This is a genomic window from Oryzomonas japonica, assembly GCF_008802365.1.
GTDB lineage: Bacteria > Desulfobacterota > Desulfuromonadia > Geobacterales > Pseudopelobacteraceae > Oryzomonas > Oryzomonas japonica.
The window spans coordinates 225,394-241,825 of the sequence record NZ_VZQZ01000003.1 but is presented as its reverse complement, the minus strand read 5'-3'; the positions used below and the strand labels follow the sequence as shown (position 1 = coordinate 241,825).

General features: G+C 59.4%; 13 protein-coding genes and 1 riboswitch. All 13 genes read left to right on the top strand.

Annotated elements, in window-relative coordinates; genetic code table 11:
- Window positions 1-108 precede the first annotated feature (108 nt).
- The 13 genes from cysD (at window position 109) to F6V25_RS06810 (ending at window position 16,427) form a co-directional block, all read left to right on the top strand.
- Complete coding sequence (gene cysD, locus F6V25_RS06870; RefSeq protein WP_151127869.1) at window positions 109-1,014, top strand: sulfate adenylyltransferase subunit CysD; 906 nt, start codon at window positions 109-111, stop codon at window positions 1,012-1,014.
- Window positions 1,014-2,693 (top strand): sulfate adenylyltransferase subunit CysN, encoded by a 1,680-nt coding sequence (gene cysN, locus F6V25_RS06865; protein ID WP_151127868.1) that lies wholly within the window; start codon window positions 1,014-1,016, stop codon window positions 2,691-2,693. The genes cysD and cysN overlap by 1 nt, the downstream gene beginning before the upstream one ends.
- 80 nt (window positions 2,694-2,773) lie before the next feature.
- Complete coding sequence (gene larE / locus F6V25_RS06860) at window positions 2,774-3,595, top strand: ATP-dependent sacrificial sulfur transferase LarE (RefSeq protein WP_151127867.1); 822 nt, start codon at window positions 2,774-2,776, stop codon at window positions 3,593-3,595.
- A 342-nt stretch (window positions 3,596-3,937) separates the two neighbouring features.
- On the top strand, window positions 3,938-5,722 hold the full coding sequence (kdpA, locus tag F6V25_RS06855) for a potassium-transporting ATPase subunit KdpA (RefSeq protein ID WP_151127866.1): 1,785 nt from the start codon (window positions 3,938-3,940) through the stop codon (window positions 5,720-5,722).
- Between the two features lie 3 nt (window positions 5,723-5,725).
- Window positions 5,726-7,795, top strand: coding sequence for a potassium-transporting ATPase subunit KdpB (gene kdpB / locus F6V25_RS06850; RefSeq protein WP_151127865.1), 2,070 nt, complete (start codon window positions 5,726-5,728; stop codon window positions 7,793-7,795).
- Between the two features lie 24 nt (window positions 7,796-7,819).
- Window positions 7,820-8,389 carry a potassium-transporting ATPase subunit KdpC gene (gene kdpC / locus F6V25_RS06845; protein WP_151127864.1) on the top strand — a complete coding sequence of 190 codons (570 nt, stop codon included), beginning with the start codon at window positions 7,820-7,822 and terminating at the stop codon, window positions 8,387-8,389.
- A 232-nt stretch (window positions 8,390-8,621) separates the two neighbouring features.
- A complete protein-coding gene (locus tag F6V25_RS06840; protein WP_151127863.1) occupies window positions 8,622-9,587 on the top strand; it encodes a GTPase-activating protein in 966 nt (321 codons plus the stop codon).
- A gap of 31 nt (window positions 9,588-9,618) precedes the next feature.
- The gene (locus F6V25_RS06835; protein WP_151127862.1) at window positions 9,619-10,368 is read left to right on the top strand and encodes a hypothetical protein; all 750 of its coding nucleotides are present in this window, start codon (window positions 9,619-9,621) and stop codon (window positions 10,366-10,368) included.
- 50 nt (window positions 10,369-10,418) lie between these two features.
- Window positions 10,419-12,272 (top strand): hypothetical protein, encoded by a 1,854-nt coding sequence (locus F6V25_RS06830; protein WP_151127861.1) that lies wholly within the window; start codon window positions 10,419-10,421, stop codon window positions 12,270-12,272.
- 40 nt (window positions 12,273-12,312) lie between these two features.
- A complete protein-coding gene (locus F6V25_RS06825) occupies window positions 12,313-13,794 on the top strand; it encodes a hypothetical protein (protein WP_151127860.1) in 1,482 nt (493 codons plus the stop codon).
- A 45-nt stretch (window positions 13,795-13,839) separates the two neighbouring features.
- Window positions 13,840-14,202, top strand: a complete 363-nt coding sequence (locus F6V25_RS06820; RefSeq protein WP_151127859.1) for a cytochrome C — start codon at window positions 13,840-13,842, stop codon at window positions 14,200-14,202.
- Window positions 14,203-14,471: 269 nt separating this feature from the next.
- Window positions 14,472-14,978 (top strand): chemotaxis protein CheX, encoded by a 507-nt coding sequence (locus F6V25_RS06815; protein ID WP_151127858.1) that lies wholly within the window; start codon window positions 14,472-14,474, stop codon window positions 14,976-14,978.
- A 140-nt stretch (window positions 14,979-15,118) separates the two neighbouring features.
- A riboswitch (SAM riboswitch) is annotated at window positions 15,119-15,225 on the top strand.
- A 65-nt stretch (window positions 15,226-15,290) separates the two neighbouring features.
- On the top strand, window positions 15,291-16,427 hold the full coding sequence (locus F6V25_RS06810) for a trans-sulfuration enzyme family protein (protein WP_151127857.1): 1,137 nt from the start codon (window positions 15,291-15,293) through the stop codon (window positions 16,425-16,427).
- Window positions 16,428-16,432 lie beyond the last annotated feature (5 nt).

Below are 16,432 nucleotides of genomic sequence, written 5' to 3'. Positions count from 1 at the left end.
AGTCTTCGGGATCACTTGTGCGGCGTAGCGCTGCTACGCCTCCGCGCAATCCCTCGACAGCCTTGCCCTGACGCAAAATCCGCATCCGCTGGACATTAAGGAGAAATTATGAGCAAAAACTTGACACATTTACAGCAGCTTGAAGCCGAAAGCATCCACATCATCCGCGAAGTCGTGGCCGAATTCGGCAACCCGGTGATGCTCTATTCCATCGGCAAGGATTCTGCGGTCATGCTGCACCTGGCCCGCAAGGCCTTTTACCCGGCACCGCCGCCGTTTCCCCTCCTGCACGTGGACACCACGTGGAAGTTCCGCGAGATGATCAAGTTTCGGGACCGCATGGCGGCCGAGTGCGGCCTTGAGCTGATCGTACATGTGAATGAAGAGGGGGTACGCAGGGGTGTCACCCCCTTTACCCACGGCTCGGCGCTCTACACCGACGTCATGAAGACCGAGGGACTGAAGCAGGCGCTGGACCGCTACAAGTTCGACGCTGCCTTTGGCGGCGCCCGCCGGGATGAGGAAAAATCACGGGCCAAGGAGCGCATTTTTTCCTTCCGCAGCGCCAACCACCGCTGGGACCCCAAGAATCAGCGCCCGGAGTTGTGGAACCTGTACAACACCCGCGTCAAACCGGGCGAGAGCATCCGCGTCTTTCCCATCTCCAACTGGACCGAACTGGACGTCTGGCAGTACATCCATCTGGAACAGATTCCGATCGTCCCGCTCTACTATGCCGCCGTCAGGCCGGTGGTGGAGCGGGACGGCATGCTCATCATGGTGGATGACGACCGCCTGGAACTCAAGCCGGGGGAAGTCGTGCAGCACAAATCGGTCCGTTTCCGGACCCTGGGCTGCTACCCCCTGACCGGGGCCGTGGAATCCACCGCCGACACCCTGCCGGCAATCATCCAGGAGATGCTGCTGACCCGCACCTCGGAACGCCAGGGGCGCCTGATCGACCACGACCAGGCCGGGTCGATGGAGAAAAAGAAACAAGAGGGGTATTTCTAATGGCACACCAGTCGGATTTGATCGAAAAAGATATCCTTGCCTACCTCAAGAGCCAGGAGGAGAAATCCCTGCTGCGTTTCATCACCTGCGGCAGCGTGGATGACGGCAAGAGCACCCTCATCGGGCGCCTCCTGTGGGATTCCAAGATGGTGTTCGAGGACCAGCTGGCGGCCCTGGAGGTGGACAGCAAAAAAGTCGGCACCCAGGGGGGCGCCATCGACTACGCCCTGCTGCTGGACGGTTTGCAGGCGGAGCGGGAACAGGGGATTACCATTGATGTGGCCTACCGGTACTTCTCCACCGATCGGCGCAAGTTCATCGTCGCCGACACCCCCGGCCACGAGCAGTATACCCGCAACATGGTCACCGGCGCCTCCACCGCCCAGGTGGCGGTGATCCTGGTGGATGCCCGCAAGGGCCTCCTTACCCAGACCCGGCGCCACAGCTACCTGGTTTCCCTGGTGGGTATCCGCCATATCGTCCTGGCGGTGAACAAGATGGACCTGATCGATTTCGACCAGCAACGTTTCGATACCATCCTGGGGGACTACCGGCAGTTCGCCGCCCCGCTCGGTTTTGACTCCATAACGGCCATCCCGATCTCCGCCCTGAACGGGGACAATATCATCGAATCGAGCGTCAACACCCCCTGGTATCAGGGGCCCACCCTGATGAACTACCTGGAAACCGTCCAGGTTGAGGGTGAGAACGTGGAAAAGCCGTTCCGGCTGCCGGTCCAGTGGGTGAACCGCCCGAATCTGGATTTTCGCGGCTTCTGCGGCACCATTGCCGCCGGTACCGTTCGTCCGGGTGACGAGGTGCGGGTCGCCTCGTCGGGACGCACCAGCCGGGTGGCCCGGATCGTCACCATGGATGGGGATCTGCCCGAGGCGACCGCCGGTCAGGCGGTGACCCTGACCCTGGCGGATGAGATCGATATCAGCCGGGGCGACACATTGTCCGTCCCCGATGCTCCGCCGCTCCAAACCCGTTTCCTGGAGGCGCACCTGGTCTGGCTCCACGACGAGCAGTTGCATCCGGGGCAGAGCTACCTGATCAAGACCTCCTGCGCCGTGATCCCCGGTCGTGTCACGACTCTGCGCCACGTGGTGGATGTCAATACCCTGGAACAGAAGCAGGCGCCGACGCTCCGGCTCAACGAGATCGGTGTCGGGCTCCTGGAATTGGACCGCCCGGCGGCCTTCGATCCCTACCGCCTGAACCGTGCAACCGGCAATTTTATCGTTATCGACCGCTACACCAACGCCACCGTGGCGGCAGGGATGGTTATCGCTGCGGCGCCGGAGATCCTGCAACCCCAGGAATTGGTGGCGGGGGGTATCCCGGCACCGACGGCCGAAAGTAACGCCGCCACCCGGCGGATCGACCTGGGGAGCCGTTTCATAAACGGCGACGAGGGGAACCTGGTGGATCTCACGGAGGAACCGGGGCAGATCGAATTCGCAGTTAGCCCGGCCTTTCTCGACGCCCTGGCGCAGGGAAACCGGGTGCTCTTCCGTCTGCGCAGCCCCGAGCAACTCCCGCCGGTGGCCCTTTTAGCCTACGAGCACAGCCTCCAGTGCACCTTCAGCCGGGCTGGCGACCGGATAAACCTGATCCTTTTCAGCGGTCCGGCCATTACGGTGCCCCTGGATGAAGGAGCCGATACCGGCCTCTAATTTTCGCTATGAGTATCTGCCGGAATCCGGTAAAATTTGTAAAGAAGTAACAAGCTTGTCTGAAAGGATTTGCACCACCCATGGATCAGGCACTACTGAACAAAACCACTGAACTCAAGAAGCTCCTCGCCGGGATGGGCGGGTGCGTGATCGGCTTTTCCGGCGGGGTAGATTCCACCCTCCTGTTTGCGGTAGCGGCGGAAGTGCTGGGGCCGCGCGCCCTGGCGGTCACCGCCACCTCCGAGACCTATCCCGAACGGGAGCGGCGGGAAGCCGAGGCGCTGGCCGAGCGTATCGGCGGCCGTCACCGGCTGGTCGTGTCCGAGGAACTGGATATCCCCGAGTTCCAGGACAACCCGCCCAACCGTTGCTACTACTGCAAGCACGAGCTGTTCGGCAAGCTGCGCGCCATCGCCGACCAGGAGGGACTCCCCCATGTGCTGGACGGCACCAACGTGGATGACCGGGGCGATCACCGTCCCGGCCGCCAGGCAGCGGCGGAGATCGGGGTGCGCAGCCCCCTGGAGGAGGCGGGATTCACCAAGGAGGATATCCGCCAACTCTCCCAAGCCATGGACCTTCCCACCTGGGACAAGCCGGCCTTTGCCTGCCTCTCCAGCCGCTTTCCCTACGGCACCGCCATCACCGCGGAGCGGGTCCGCAAGGTAGGGCAGGCCGAGGAATCCCTCCGGGAACTGGGTTTCCGCATCCTGCGCGTCCGCTACCACGACAGCGTGGCGCGGGTCGAACTGGGACAGGAGGAGTTTGCCCAGGCGGTCGGTCCCTTGCGGGATGAGGTGAGCCGCCGCGTCAGGGCGGCGGGTTTCACCTATGTTGCCGTGGATTTGCAGGGGTACCGCACCGGGTCCATGAACGAGGGGGTCGCCGCCGGGACACCGTGATGCACGGAGAACCGGCCTGATGGCCCATACCCCAACCTTGAAAGAGGGTCAGCACGTTGGTGCCGACCCTCTTTTCTATTTCACCCCTCCTAGTTATGCAACTCTCTGCTTGTAAATACCGTTAACGTCCTCATCAGTGGCATTGACCTTTTCTTGACGCTTTTCCCCTCCATTTTCACACCATCTTTACCTGTTACGTCCTATCGTAACAGTGAAGGATAAAAACACGCCCCAGAGGGGCCCGTCCCACAAAAGGAGTCGGATACATGGTAAACTTTGTAAAAGGCATGACACGGAGTGTTCCTCCGCGCAGGTCAATGCTCACTCAATGGAGAAACCGTCATGAACTCCTATGATTGGCTGCAAATCATCTGCTTCTTTGTCGTTCTTCTGGCGCTGATCAAGCCCCTGGGTAGCTTCATGGCGCACGTTTACCAAGGGGAGCGGACCTTTCTTTCGCCCCTGCTCGTTCCTTGCGAGAACCTGCTGTACCGCATCTGCGGGGTAAAGAAGGACGAGGAGATGGATTGGCGGCGCTACGCCGGGGCCATGGTCCTTTTCAACCTGGTACTCTTCGCGGCGCTCTTCCTCATGCTGCTGACGCAGCACCTGCTGCCCCTCAACCCGCAGAAATTCCCCGCCTTTACCTGGCAGTTGGCGCTCAACACCGCCATCAGCTTTGTCACCAACACCAACTGGCAGGCCTACAGCGGCGAATCGGCAGCCAGCTACTTCACCCAGACGGTCGGGCTGACGGTGCACAACTTCGTATCCGCCGCCACCGGCATGGCCATCGTGATCGCCCTGATCCGCGGCTTTGCCCGGCGCAGAACCTCCTTGCTGGGCAACTTCTGGGTCGATCTGACCCGCGGCACCCTTTACATCCTGCTCCCCTTGTCGCTGGTCGGCGCCCTCTTCCTGGTCTCCCAGGGGGTGATCCAGAACTTCACCGCCTACAAAACCGTGCCGCTCGTGCAGGCGGTGACCTACGACAAGCCAAAGCTGGATGATAAAGGAAACCCGATTAAGGACGCCACGGGCAACCCGGTCACCGAGAGGGTAACAACAAAGGAGGTCACCATCCCCCTTGGACCGGTAGCCTCCCAGGAGGTCATCAAGGAGTTGGGGACCAACGGCGGAGGGTTCTTCAACGCCAACTCGGCCCACCCCTTTGAAAATCCGACCCCCCTCTCCCATTACGTGGAGATCCTCCTGATCCTGCTGATCCCCGGCGCCCTCACCTACACCTTCGGCGTCATGGTGGGCAATACCCGACAAGGGTGGACGCTCCTGGGGGTGATGCTGGCGCTCCTGGTCATCTCCTTCGGGGTTCTGCAAGGCGTGGAGAGCAGCGGGAACCCGCTCGTGGCAAAACTCGGCGTCCAGGGGGCCAACCTTGAGGGCAAGGAGGTACGCTTCGGCCTGGCGGGCACCAGCCTGTTCGAGGTGGCCACCACCGGCACCTCCTGCGGCGCCGTCGCGGCCATGCACGACTCCCTGACTCCCATCGGCGGCATGGTGCCCCTGGGCCTGATCCTCTTGGGCGAGATCGTCTTTGGCGGGGTCGGTTCCGGGCTCTACACCATGCTGGCCTTTGCCGTCATTGCGGTCTTCGTGTCCGGCTTGATGATCGGCCGGACGCCCGAATATCTGGGCAAGAAGATCGAAGTGCGGGAGATGTGGATGTCGATCATCACGATCCTGACGGCCGGGATCATGGTCCTCGTCCTCTCGGGCATCGCCTTCCTCGTCCCGGCGGCCGTGGCCTCCATGGCCAACCCCGGCGCCCACGGCCTCTCCGAGGTGATCTATGCCTTTGCCTCCATGGCCAACAACAACGGCAGCGCCTTTGCCGGGCTGAACGCCAACGTCAACTTCTACAACCTGGCCGGCTCCCTGGCCATGATTGCGGGACGCTACGTCCCGGCCATCGCCGTGCTGGCCATGGCCGGCTCCCTGGCGGAGAAGAAGTATATCCCTCCCAGCCTGGGTACCCTGCCGACCGACAAGGTCCCCTTTGCCCTCTGGCTGTCGCTGGTCATCCTGATTGTGGGGGCGCTGACCTTCTTTCCGGCCCTGGCCATGGGACCCATCGTCGAACATCTGACCATGCTGGGAGGGAACTAGACCATGGCGAAGCACACACAACAACCTCAATCGGCTTTCGATAGAAAACTCATAGGGGGAGCCCTGGCCGACTCCCTGATGAAACTCGATCCCCGTTCCCTGTGGCGCAATCCGGTCATGTTCTGCGTGGAGATCGCCAGCGTCATAACCCTGATCACCTTTGTCATGTCGCTCACCGGCAGCAACAGGGAACCGGCCTGGTTCACCGGCGCCGTGTCGGTGTGGCTCTGGTTGACGGTGATCTTCTCGACCTTTGCCGAGGCTCTGGCCGAAGGGCGCGGCAAGGCGCGGGCCGCCTCCCTGCGCAAGGCGCGGACCGACATAACGGCCAAGCTCCTTGCCGGGCCCGAATTCGGCAGCGCCTCGACGGCCGTGGCCGCCAGCCAACTCCGCAAGGGTGATTACATCCTGGTGGAGGCGAGCGACATGATCGCCGGCGATGGCGACGTGGTGGCCGGTGCAGCGCTGGTGAACGAATCGGCCGTCACCGGAGAATCCGCCCCGGTGATCCGGGAGTCGGGCGGCGACCGCAGCGCCGTCACCGGCGGCACCACGGTCATCGCCAACGCCATCATCGTACGGATCACCGCCAATCCGGGCGAAACCTTCCTGGACCGCATGATCTGCCTGATCGAGGGCGCAAAACGGCGCAAGACCCCCAACGAGATCGCCCTGGAGGTATTGTTGATCGCCTTGACCCTGGTGTTCCTGCTGGTCTGCGCCAACATGAGCCCGCTCTCCATCTACAGCGTCAAGGCGACCGGCCACGGAGCGCAGGTTTCACTGACCATCCTGGTGGCGCTCTTCGTCTGCCTGGCCCCCACCACCATCGCGGCGCTCCTGCCGGCCATCGGCATCGCCGGCATGGACCGCCTCTTCCAGAAAAATGTCATAGCCCTGTCGGGGCGCGCCATCGAGGCGGCCGGCGACGTAAATGTGCTGCTCCTGGACAAGACCGGCACCATCACCCTCGGCAACCGGGAGGCGGTGGCCTGTGTCCCACTGGGGGGCCACAGCGAGCAGGAGGTGGCCGAGGCGGCACTCATGGCATCACTGAGCGACGAGACCCCTGAAGGGCGCAGCATCGTGGCCCTTGCCCGGCAAAAGTACGGTTTCACCAGGGACGCACCGCCCGCAGGGTCCGAGGCCATCGTTTTCAGCGCCGACACCCGCCTTTCAGGGATCAACGCCGACGGCATACAGTACCGCAAGGGCGCCGCCGACTCGGCGGTGGCCTTCGTCAGAAGCCTGGGAGCCACGTCCGTACCCAGCGACCTGGGCGAGATCGTGGACAGGATCGCCCGCGGAGGCGCGACCCCGCTGGTGGTCAGCCGCAATGAGGAGATTTTCGGCGTGGTCAACCTGAAGGACATCGTCAAGGGGGGCATCCAGGAGCGCTTCCTGCAACTGCGCAGCATGGGGATCAAGACCGTCATGATCACCGGCGACAATCCGCTCACCGCCGCCGCCATTGCCGCCGAAGCCCAGGTGGACGATTTCCTGGCCCAGGCCAAGCCCGAGGACAAACTGCGGCTGATCCGGGAGTATCAGGAACAGGGGTTCATGGTAGCCATGACCGGCGACGGCACCAACGACGCCCCGGCGCTGGCCCAGGCCGACGTGGCCGTGGCCATGAACACCGGGACCCAACCGGCCCGTGAGGCGGCCAACATCATCGACCTGGACAGCAACCCCACGAAACTACTAGACATCGTCGAGGTGGGCAAACAGATCCTCATGACCCGCGGCAACCTGACCACCTTCAGCATCTCCAACGACATCGCCAAATACTTCGCCATCATCCCGGCGGCGCTGCTCTCCATCTATCCCCAACTGGGGGTGCTCAACGTGATGCATCTGGCCAGCCCCTACAGCGCCATCCTGTCGGCGGTGATCTTCAACGCCATCATCATCCCGATGCTGGTGCCGCTGGCCTTGAAGGGGACCAGGTTCCGCCCCATGCCCGCCGAAAGGCTCCTGATCCATAACCTGCTCATCTATGGGGTCGGAGGCATCATCGCCCCCTTTGTCGGCATCAAGGCCATCGATCTGGTGGTGGGGTTGTTGGCGTAACACTTACTCACAGGAGAGAACGACATGAACGACCTGCGCTCGGCAATCCTTATGTTCCTCGTATTCACCATCATCTGCGGCGGCGCCTATCCGGCCATCGTTACCGGAGTTGCCTCTGCCGTCTTCCCCCATCAAGCCGCGGGGAGCTTCATAACCGGCGCAGATGGCAAAGAATCCGGCTCCGCCCTGATCGGGCAGCCCTTCTCCGCTCCGAAGTACTTCTGGCCGCGTCCTTCGGCCACCACCGATTTCGCTTACAATCCCATGGCATCGGGCGGGTCCAATGCCGGGCCGACCAACCCCGACTTCATCAAGACGGTCGGGGATCGGGTCGCGGCGTTGCGCACCGCAGGGGTGGCAGGCCCGATTCCCGCCGACTTGGCGCTGGCTTCGGCCAGCGGGCTCGACCCCCATATCACGCCGGCCGCGGCGCGGCTCCAGATTCCTCGAATCGCCAAGGCCCGCCTCTTGGACGAGGGAGCAGTGGCTGCGATCCTGTCAAGGACTGCCGAAGACCGCCAATTGGGTCTTTTGGGGGAACCGAGGGTAAATGTGCTCATGCTGAATTTGGCGTTGGACAGGCTGAAGCCGTAGACGAGAGACGCCATAATGTAGCGAAATCTTACATTGCCTTTGATCACATGGCCTCCCCCATCGAGAGGCCATGTCTGTTTTTGGAGGTGAAAGGTGATTGCTAAAATTAAGTTAATGGCAATTAAGTTATGTATAAATAAGCATAATTGTTTGACATGATTTTTGAACAGGTATACAAATATGAAACATTAGCCGGCTGCTGTTATGATGATTTCTACTCTAGGAGATAGTTATGTTCCTTCTTCCGAAAGGCAACCCTCTTTTTGAGAATCTGGCAGTCGGCACGCTGAAGCTGCCGGAAGTCCTGGCAAAGCTGAGTACCGGTAATTTCACCGGATATGCCAGTTTTGTTTTTCAGGAAGCGACTATCACCCTGGTGTTTGAGGCAGGTAAAGTAGTCAGCGCACTGCACGAAGAAGAAAACGGCAACCGGCAAACCGGCCTTGAGGCCCTGACGGCCCTGTGCCACCTGATGGTCGGTACAAGCGGCGGAACCCTCAACGTCTACAAGCTTTCCAAAGACCTCACCAGGTGTATCCATGCCCTACTCCAGGGCGAGATTCTCTACAAGGCACAAGAACTGAAACTGGTCGACATCAAGGCCCTTCTGGAAAAAATCGGTTCCGATAAGATGAGTGGCTGCCTGCGGATTTACACCGATGAGCGGTCAACCATAATCTTCTACAAGGACGGCGCTCCCCTGGGATTTTTCCATGACGGTTCCCAGGATATCGAGACATCATCCAGCGAATCCCAGAAGATCGCCGGGCTACCCGGTGCCAAGATCGATCTTTTCACGACCCAGGGGGTTGAGCACCTGATGGGGCTGAACCTGCTGGAGATAATCAACATTCAGAACATCTGGGAAACCGCCGTTGCACTTCAGCAATCCGAGATCAATAGAATCAATACGGCACGCGAAGAGCGGGAGAGAAAGAATATTGCCGGAAAACTCGAGGAACTGGAAGATCAGGTAAAGACCATTGTCGTCGAATCTGTGGGCAGGGTCGGGCGGGGTATCGTCGATAAAGAGTTGAACGATCAGGGCGGCAACAGCTGTCTGCTCGACGAGACCAATGTTGTGAAATTCCTCGCTGGCGTCGAGCGGTCTGCAAAGCTTCTCATCAGTGCAACCAGCCTTAAAGTAATGATGGAACAACTTTCCAGAACTATCACCGCGGCCAAATCGGGGCATTGAACACTTTTTATAGCGCAATTGGAGGCTAATAATGGAACAATTCATTGAGTTGCTCTCCCAGGTCAACACCTTTGAGCTTGTCAGGACGATCTTCTGGGGCTTGGCCGGTGCCATAAGTTTTTACTTCAGTATCGGCAATGCCCGCGTGTGGACCAGCATCTCCATCGGCTTCTTTCTCATCTTCCTCGGGCAGGCGTATGCCATTAATCCCTGGGTCCACTATTACAAACTTTCCGCGTTCCACAATATTGTCGGGACCGTGGCGATCGTAGTAATCACCCATGGTTTTCTGGAGTACTATGTTTTTTGCCGCACCTTCGAGATTTCAGGCAAGAAGGTTGCTGTCTATCTTTTCTCGCTACTCATCCTGGTCGCAGGCGGGCTCTTCCTGTTCGTCAATCCGACCCCCAGCCCCAATACCATCAGGAACTTTAAAATCGTCGAGAACGCCATCTGGGTGTTCCTCTCGATCATGAACCTGGAACTGATCCGCAAGATCTACGTTGCCATCAAAGACTCCCCCATTTCAAAGGGGTTCATAGCCTTTGGCATTGTTTTCTTCCTGATTTTCCTCTGGAGGGGCTCGGAACTCTATCTGCAAATCTTCCAATGGGATAAGGACTGGCAGGACATTATCGCCGTCATGACCGACGAGGTCTCGGATATCGACAAATTTGCCGACCGGGTGCAGATTTCGACCCTCGTCAATAGGTATGCCGGCTTCCTGTCCAGCCTTTCCGTCGGGGGGACGTTCATCTATATCTACCGTTTGCTGAGATAGCTGGACTGCCGTTGAAAGGCATGTTGCGCATTTTTTCAGGAGGATCACACATGGTCTCAAGAATTATCGCTGCATCATCGCTTCTGGCAGCGTTCCTGCTGGCCTTGGCCGGCTGCGGCGAAAAAACGGTTACGGCCGGCGGCAGCACAAAACTGGCCCAGTCGGAAGCCTGTTTCAACAACAATTGCCATCAAAACGCCGTCAGCCCCGGCACCGGCAAGAATATCGCCGAGGAATGGAAACTTTCGGTCCACAACACCTCCAACGCCGCCGGTTGCGCCGATTGCCACGAGCCCGAGGCGGGACACCCCAACAGTTGCAGCCGGTGCCACGGCGGTACGCCGAGTGGTACGCCGGGCAGCGCGAACCACGTCAGCAGAAACCCGGATACCGACGGCAAGTGCGACAAGTGCCACGCCAAGTCAAATGGGGTATTCAATACTACCGCCTACGATGCAGTCGCCCGGGATACGAAATTCATCCACTTCAGCACCGGCAGGCGAGCCGTCTACGTTGCGACCAATTACAAGCACTACTGCCGTAAATGCCATAATCCCCACGACACCACCACTGCCAAGACAATGCTTCAACAGTGGTCACGCTCCGCCATGGGTGGCACGGCCCTTCCCAGCACCACCGACTTCAAAACACGCGGGAGCGCACTAACGGCGAGTGCCAACTACGGCAACTTCTGCGTTCGTTGCCACACCTCGACCGGTTTCATCAATTTCGTATCATCAGGCTTCATGACTGTACACGCACTGCCGGACCTGGACGGCGTGCGAAACGATTATCCCGTAAACGCCCGCGCCACCTATCAGGACACCACCCGCGAGCCTACCGCCGCCTGCGACACCTGCCACAGCGACGGCAGGTCCAACGATGGGAGCGCCTACAGCGGTAGACTGCGCAGTGTACCGGCGGCTTCGATCTGGTACATGTACTCGTCCCACCCCGCAGGCGCCCCCCTGATCCGGGCCTCGTTGAATATTCAGTACGACTCTCTTGGCAATTCAAACGTATGCATGCCGTGTCACGCGGGACGCGAAGTCGGGGAGATGATCAAGACCGCCGACAAACTCGGCCTTTTTGACTATAACGGCTCCAACCCAGGAGGCATCTCACCGCACGATTTTGCCTCCGGGGCCAACCTTCAAGGGAGGAGCGGCTTCCAGTTTTTCGCCGACTCCATGTACGCGGTCAACCCGACACACAAAAATGTCGGTGCCGCTCTGAACATGGCGTCAAAGGGCGCCTGCATCGTCTGCCACATGACCAATGACCGTCCCCACTACGTCTTGGCGGCAAGTTGGGGGAATGCCGGTACCGTCAGCGATTCCATCAAAGACATGCCGAGTGAGCAACAAGTATGCAGTAAATGCCACTATGCAGGCTCCACGGTAGCGGACCCGAGACCGCGCACGGCAGCATTCATGAATGCCGAACGTGACAGCTACCGCGCAGCGGTGCTGGTGCTCAATGCCCTGTTGAAGAGCTACGGCGTTAACGGCAGCGGTGTATCCCCCAACAACAACTGGAAGAAATTCGGCAATTACACCGTGGCGGCCTCCGGTACCAGCAAAATCCGCGCCGGAGCCTACACCATGGGCGCCTACTTCAACTACAGCCTCTTCTTCAACGATCCGGCCGGATACACCCATAATCCGATCTATTCAAAACAGCTCATCTATGACTCAATCGACTGGCTGGTGAATAACAATCAGAATTTTACCGCCGGCGCAAACCCCGGCACTGTCTATACGGCCATCCACACGGCCACCATGCCGACATTGCCGCTTACCGGCAGCGGATTAACCTACTCGGGCCCCTACAATACCGAGCAGGCCTTGAACTTCATTTGCAAAAACTACGACAGTAGTTCAGGGATGTGCTACCGCTGGTAACAATTTGAATTTAATCAAATTACAGGAGGAAGACACCACCATGACAAGAAAACCGGCTTTGATCCTGTGCCTTATAGGATCTTGTCTTGTCCAACTGATTGTGGTTGCCTCATCCCACGCCATCCCTGCATTCAGCCGCGCCTACAAGGTCGAATGCAGCACCTGCCATACCATCTACCCCGAATTGAACGAGTACGGCGAGGCGTTCCTTAAAAACTCATACGTCTACTTCGGCAAGGGACAGAAGGCGGCCAAGGCCAAGGAAGCCGCCCCCGCCCCCAAGGCGACAGCCAAGCCGGCTGGCGGGGCCATGGAGGTGAGGGGCGAAGGTGACGCCGACAAGTTGAGCAAATTGAAGGGCGGGGCACTGGGGGCCGCAGAGGCGTCCTCACCCGAGCCGGCCCAGGAAGCGGCTGCGCCTGACGCGGCTCCCGGGGGCGAGGCCAAGCCCGAAGGGCTTCTCCTGGCGGCTATCCCCGAACTTCTTCCCATATCCTTCACTGCCTCGATACATGCGACCTACGACCACAACGCCGTCAACGAGCTCGACCTCTCGACACGTGCCCTCAAACTGAACGCCGGCGGCAATTTTCGGGAAAAGGTTGCCTTTTTCGCCACCTATGTGGCCTACAGCGAGAATACCGATAACATTCTGAATACGAATACGACGAGCACCACCCCGGCCAACAACAGCACCAATATCAATGAACTATTCGTCATCTGGCGCCACGCCCTCGACACGCCCATCAACTTCAAGGTGGGGCGCATGCAGCCGAAGCTCGGGCTCTGGAAGTCCAACAACAAACTCTCCACGACCAACTCCTTTGCCCCCTACGCCTACACGGTCGGCACTTCCGAATTCAAGCTCGAACAGCCCCAGGACGCACTGGAGGCCAACGCCGTCCTTGCTAACCGCTTCTTTGTCGCCGCCGGGGTGGTGAACCGCAAGTATCAAAACACCAAGGAAGGGTATGGGCACATCTCCTACAAGTTCGGCGGGGCGGATTACCTGGCAAACGAACCGGAGGTGGATCTGGCCAAGGAGGAGAGCATCTTCGACTTCCTGACGGTCACCGTTGGGGCCTACGGCTACTATGGCAAGAACGGCACCCCGAACACCACGGAAGGCGGCCTCATCCAGAACACCTATTATCGCAGCGGCCTGGACCTGGACATCCTCTACAAGCTCTTCAGGCTCAGGGTGGCCGGTGTGCTGGGCAAGGACGACAATGCCTACCTGTCCACGACCCCGACCGAAGTAAAGTCCTACGTGGCCGCAGTCGAGGGCGAGTACACCTTTCTCCAAAACCTCATCGGCGCCATGCGGTTCGAATATCAGGATGACGGACGCGGCCTGGTGCGCCGGTATATTCCGACGCTTGCCTACGCCCCGCTTGAAAACGTAAAGGTGGCCCTGGAATACAAACATGAGATCGCCTCTGCGTACAAATCGTCCGTTAGTTCGAGTGCTCAGGATTTCACCAACAAAATAGGCACCCTCGGGGTGACGTTCAGTTTCTGATTTTTGCTCTACTAGCCGCCATAATTTCGTCTGAAGGAGTCTCACATGCGGAAGCTCATCATACTGGTCACGCTCTTCACGCTTGTCATTGCCGCGGTTGCCGACGCACGCATCAGGGTAAAGGGACGCGGGGACAGAATGAATTTCGATCCCGACAGCATCCCGGCCAACTACAGGGCATCGTTCGATCTCATGTCGCGGAAATGCATCAAGTGCCACACCATGGAACGAACCGTCATTGCCGTGCAGACCGGGAGGGCTCCCATCACCGGCCAGCCCTTTGACCGGCAGGCGGTAAAGGCCTATGGCATCAAAATGCTGCGGAAACCCAATTCCAATATGAACAAACAAGAGATCAGGGAGGTTGTCATACTGTTGAATTACCTGCTTGACGAGAACGCACGGTAGGGCATCGGCCACACCGGCGTTTGGCCCGCTGTTATCGTCTGTTCCACACAGCCTCGCCCCTCCCGGTGCGAGGCTGTTTTCATATTATAATTGTCTTATTTTATCTTGAAATTTCCATCACAATTATGCAGAGTAGGGTTTTATACTGATAACATCGGGCTGGACGGAAAACCAATCGCACGTGTGGGCAGACTGGTCGTTTGACGGAAGGGGGGAAGCGGTGCGCCCTCCGTCATGCGTAATCGGCCCCGCGGACAAAGGGGCGTGCAATGCCGCTGAAAAATGACCTCCTGGACGCTCTTCACACGAGCGAGGACGAGCTGCTCAAGCACCTCATCCGTGATGTGGAAGAGGTGTTCTGCACCATGGTGGGTATGGAAAACCTGCTGCACCTGCCGCTCCAGGTGGCACCGGAGACACATTTCAAGGACTGCATTACGGCAATGGTCGGGTTTGCCGGTGTGTATAACGGCCTTGTGAGCCTGCATGCCCCCCAGAAGCTGGCGCTCGCCTTCACATCAAGCATGCTCGGCATGGAAGTCACCGAGTTGAACGACGATGTTCGCGATGCCCTGGGCGAGATCGCCAACATGATTGCCGGTTCCTTCAAGCAGCATATCTCACCGGGCGGCACCGATATCAAGCTGTCAACTCCTTCGCTGGTCAGTGGCGACGATTACTATGTCAATGCCGGCAACAATCTCGACACGCTCACCCTCCGGTTCGCAACCGATGAGGATTGGTTCATGGTGGCGATAGTGCTCGAAAAGGAATGAGCAAGGGAGGCCCGCCGGACCGGTAATGATAACCACCCGTTCCACTGCGCTCCGAGCATCTCCCGCTAAAATATTATTGACAAGATTGGTGGCATATCGTAGGCTCAACCCACAATAATTCACACAAAAAATACATAAATTTCTTATCGAGAGCGACCGAGGGACTGGCCCAACGACGTCGCGGCAACCAACCTGCAAGGGTAAGGTGCCAATTCCAGCGAAACCGCACGGTTTCGGGAGATAAGGAAGAGATGCCCTAGAGGAATCCTCTTCCACACCCCGGAAGGGGATTTTTATTTTGGGAGGTAGAAGATGAACATCAGTACGCAGGCGGTTCAGATCGGTCTGGAATGGGATACCCGGACCGGCGCGGTTTCGGTGCCCATTTATCAGACCGCCACGTTCAGGCACCCGGGACTCGGCCAGAGCACCGGCTATGATTACAGCCGCTCGGGCAACCCAACCCGCCAGTCCCTGGAAGACGGCATGGCCCGCCTTGATAACGGGGCGCGCGGCTTTGCCTATTCCTCCGGCATGGCCGCCATCGCCAACCTGCTGTTGCTGTTTCGTTCGGGGGACCACCTGGTCGTTACCGAGGACCTGTACGGCGGTACCTGCCGCCTGTTCGACAAGGTGTTCAACCAGTTCGGGCTGACCTTCAGCTATGTCGACACGAGCGACGTGGAGGCGGTGCGGGCAGCGCTCACGCCCCGGACCAGGGCGGTATTCGCCGAATCGCTCACCAACCCCCTGCTGAAGTTTGCCGACATCCCGGCCCTGTCCACCCTCTGCCGTGACCGCGACCTGCTCCTCATCGTGGACAACACCTTTCTGACCCCGTATCTCCTGCGCCCCCTGGACCTGGGGGCCGACATCGCCGTCTACAGCGCGTCCAAATACCTGGCCGGTCATAACGACACCATCGCCGGGCTGGTGGTGGTCAAGGACGCCGAACTGGCCGAGCGGGTCTACTACCACCAGAACGCCGCCGGCGCGGTGCTGGGGCCTCAGGACTCCTGGCTGGTGATGCGCGGCATAAAGACCCTGGGGGTCCGCATGGACCGGCAACAGGAAAATGCCGCAAAAATCGCCGGCTGGCTGAAAAACCACCCGGCCATCGCCAAGGTCTATTACCCGGGTCTCGAAGATCACCCCGGTCATGCCCTGGTAAAGCGCGATTCCCGCGGCTTCGGCGCCATGATCGCCTTTGAGGTCGCGACCCACGCCCTAGTGGAACAGGTGCTCCTGAAAACGCGCCTGATCTCCTTTGCGGAGAGCCTGGGCGGGGTGGAAAGCCTGATCACCTTTCCCGAGGTGCAGACCCACGCCGACATACCGCTTGAACTCCGGGCGCGGCTCGGTATCAACAACACCCTGCTGCGCCTGTCGGTCGGTATCGAGGACAACAACGACCTGATCGAAGATTTGAACCAAGCCCTGGAAGCGTAAGGAGA

Excerpts from the sequence above, each read along its gene's own strand:
- cysD (WP_151127869.1), top strand. The coding sequence starts at position 109 with ATGAGCAAAAACTTGACACATTTACAGCAGCTTGAAGCCGAAAGCATC.
- cysN (WP_151127868.1), top strand. The coding sequence starts at position 1,014 with ATGGCACACCAGTCGGATTTGATCGAAAAAGATATCCTTGCCTACCTC.
- larE (WP_151127867.1), top strand. The coding sequence starts at position 2,774 with ATGGATCAGGCACTACTGAACAAAACCACTGAACTCAAGAAGCTCCTC.
- kdpA (WP_151127866.1), top strand. The coding sequence starts at position 3,938 with ATGAACTCCTATGATTGGCTGCAAATCATCTGCTTCTTTGTCGTTCTT.
- kdpB (WP_151127865.1), top strand. The coding sequence starts at position 5,726 with ATGGCGAAGCACACACAACAACCTCAATCGGCTTTCGATAGAAAACTC.
- kdpC (WP_151127864.1), top strand. The coding sequence starts at position 7,820 with ATGAACGACCTGCGCTCGGCAATCCTTATGTTCCTCGTATTCACCATC.
- F6V25_RS06840 (WP_151127863.1), top strand. The coding sequence starts at position 8,622 with ATGTTCCTTCTTCCGAAAGGCAACCCTCTTTTTGAGAATCTGGCAGTC.
- F6V25_RS06835 (WP_151127862.1), top strand. The coding sequence starts at position 9,619 with ATGGAACAATTCATTGAGTTGCTCTCCCAGGTCAACACCTTTGAGCTT.
- F6V25_RS06830 (WP_151127861.1), top strand. The coding sequence starts at position 10,419 with ATGGTCTCAAGAATTATCGCTGCATCATCGCTTCTGGCAGCGTTCCTG.
- F6V25_RS06825 (WP_151127860.1), top strand. The coding sequence starts at position 12,313 with ATGACAAGAAAACCGGCTTTGATCCTGTGCCTTATAGGATCTTGTCTT.
- F6V25_RS06820 (WP_151127859.1), top strand. The coding sequence starts at position 13,840 with ATGCGGAAGCTCATCATACTGGTCACGCTCTTCACGCTTGTCATTGCC.
- F6V25_RS06815 (WP_151127858.1), top strand. The coding sequence starts at position 14,472 with ATGCCGCTGAAAAATGACCTCCTGGACGCTCTTCACACGAGCGAGGAC.
- F6V25_RS06810 (WP_151127857.1), top strand. The coding sequence starts at position 15,291 with ATGAACATCAGTACGCAGGCGGTTCAGATCGGTCTGGAATGGGATACC.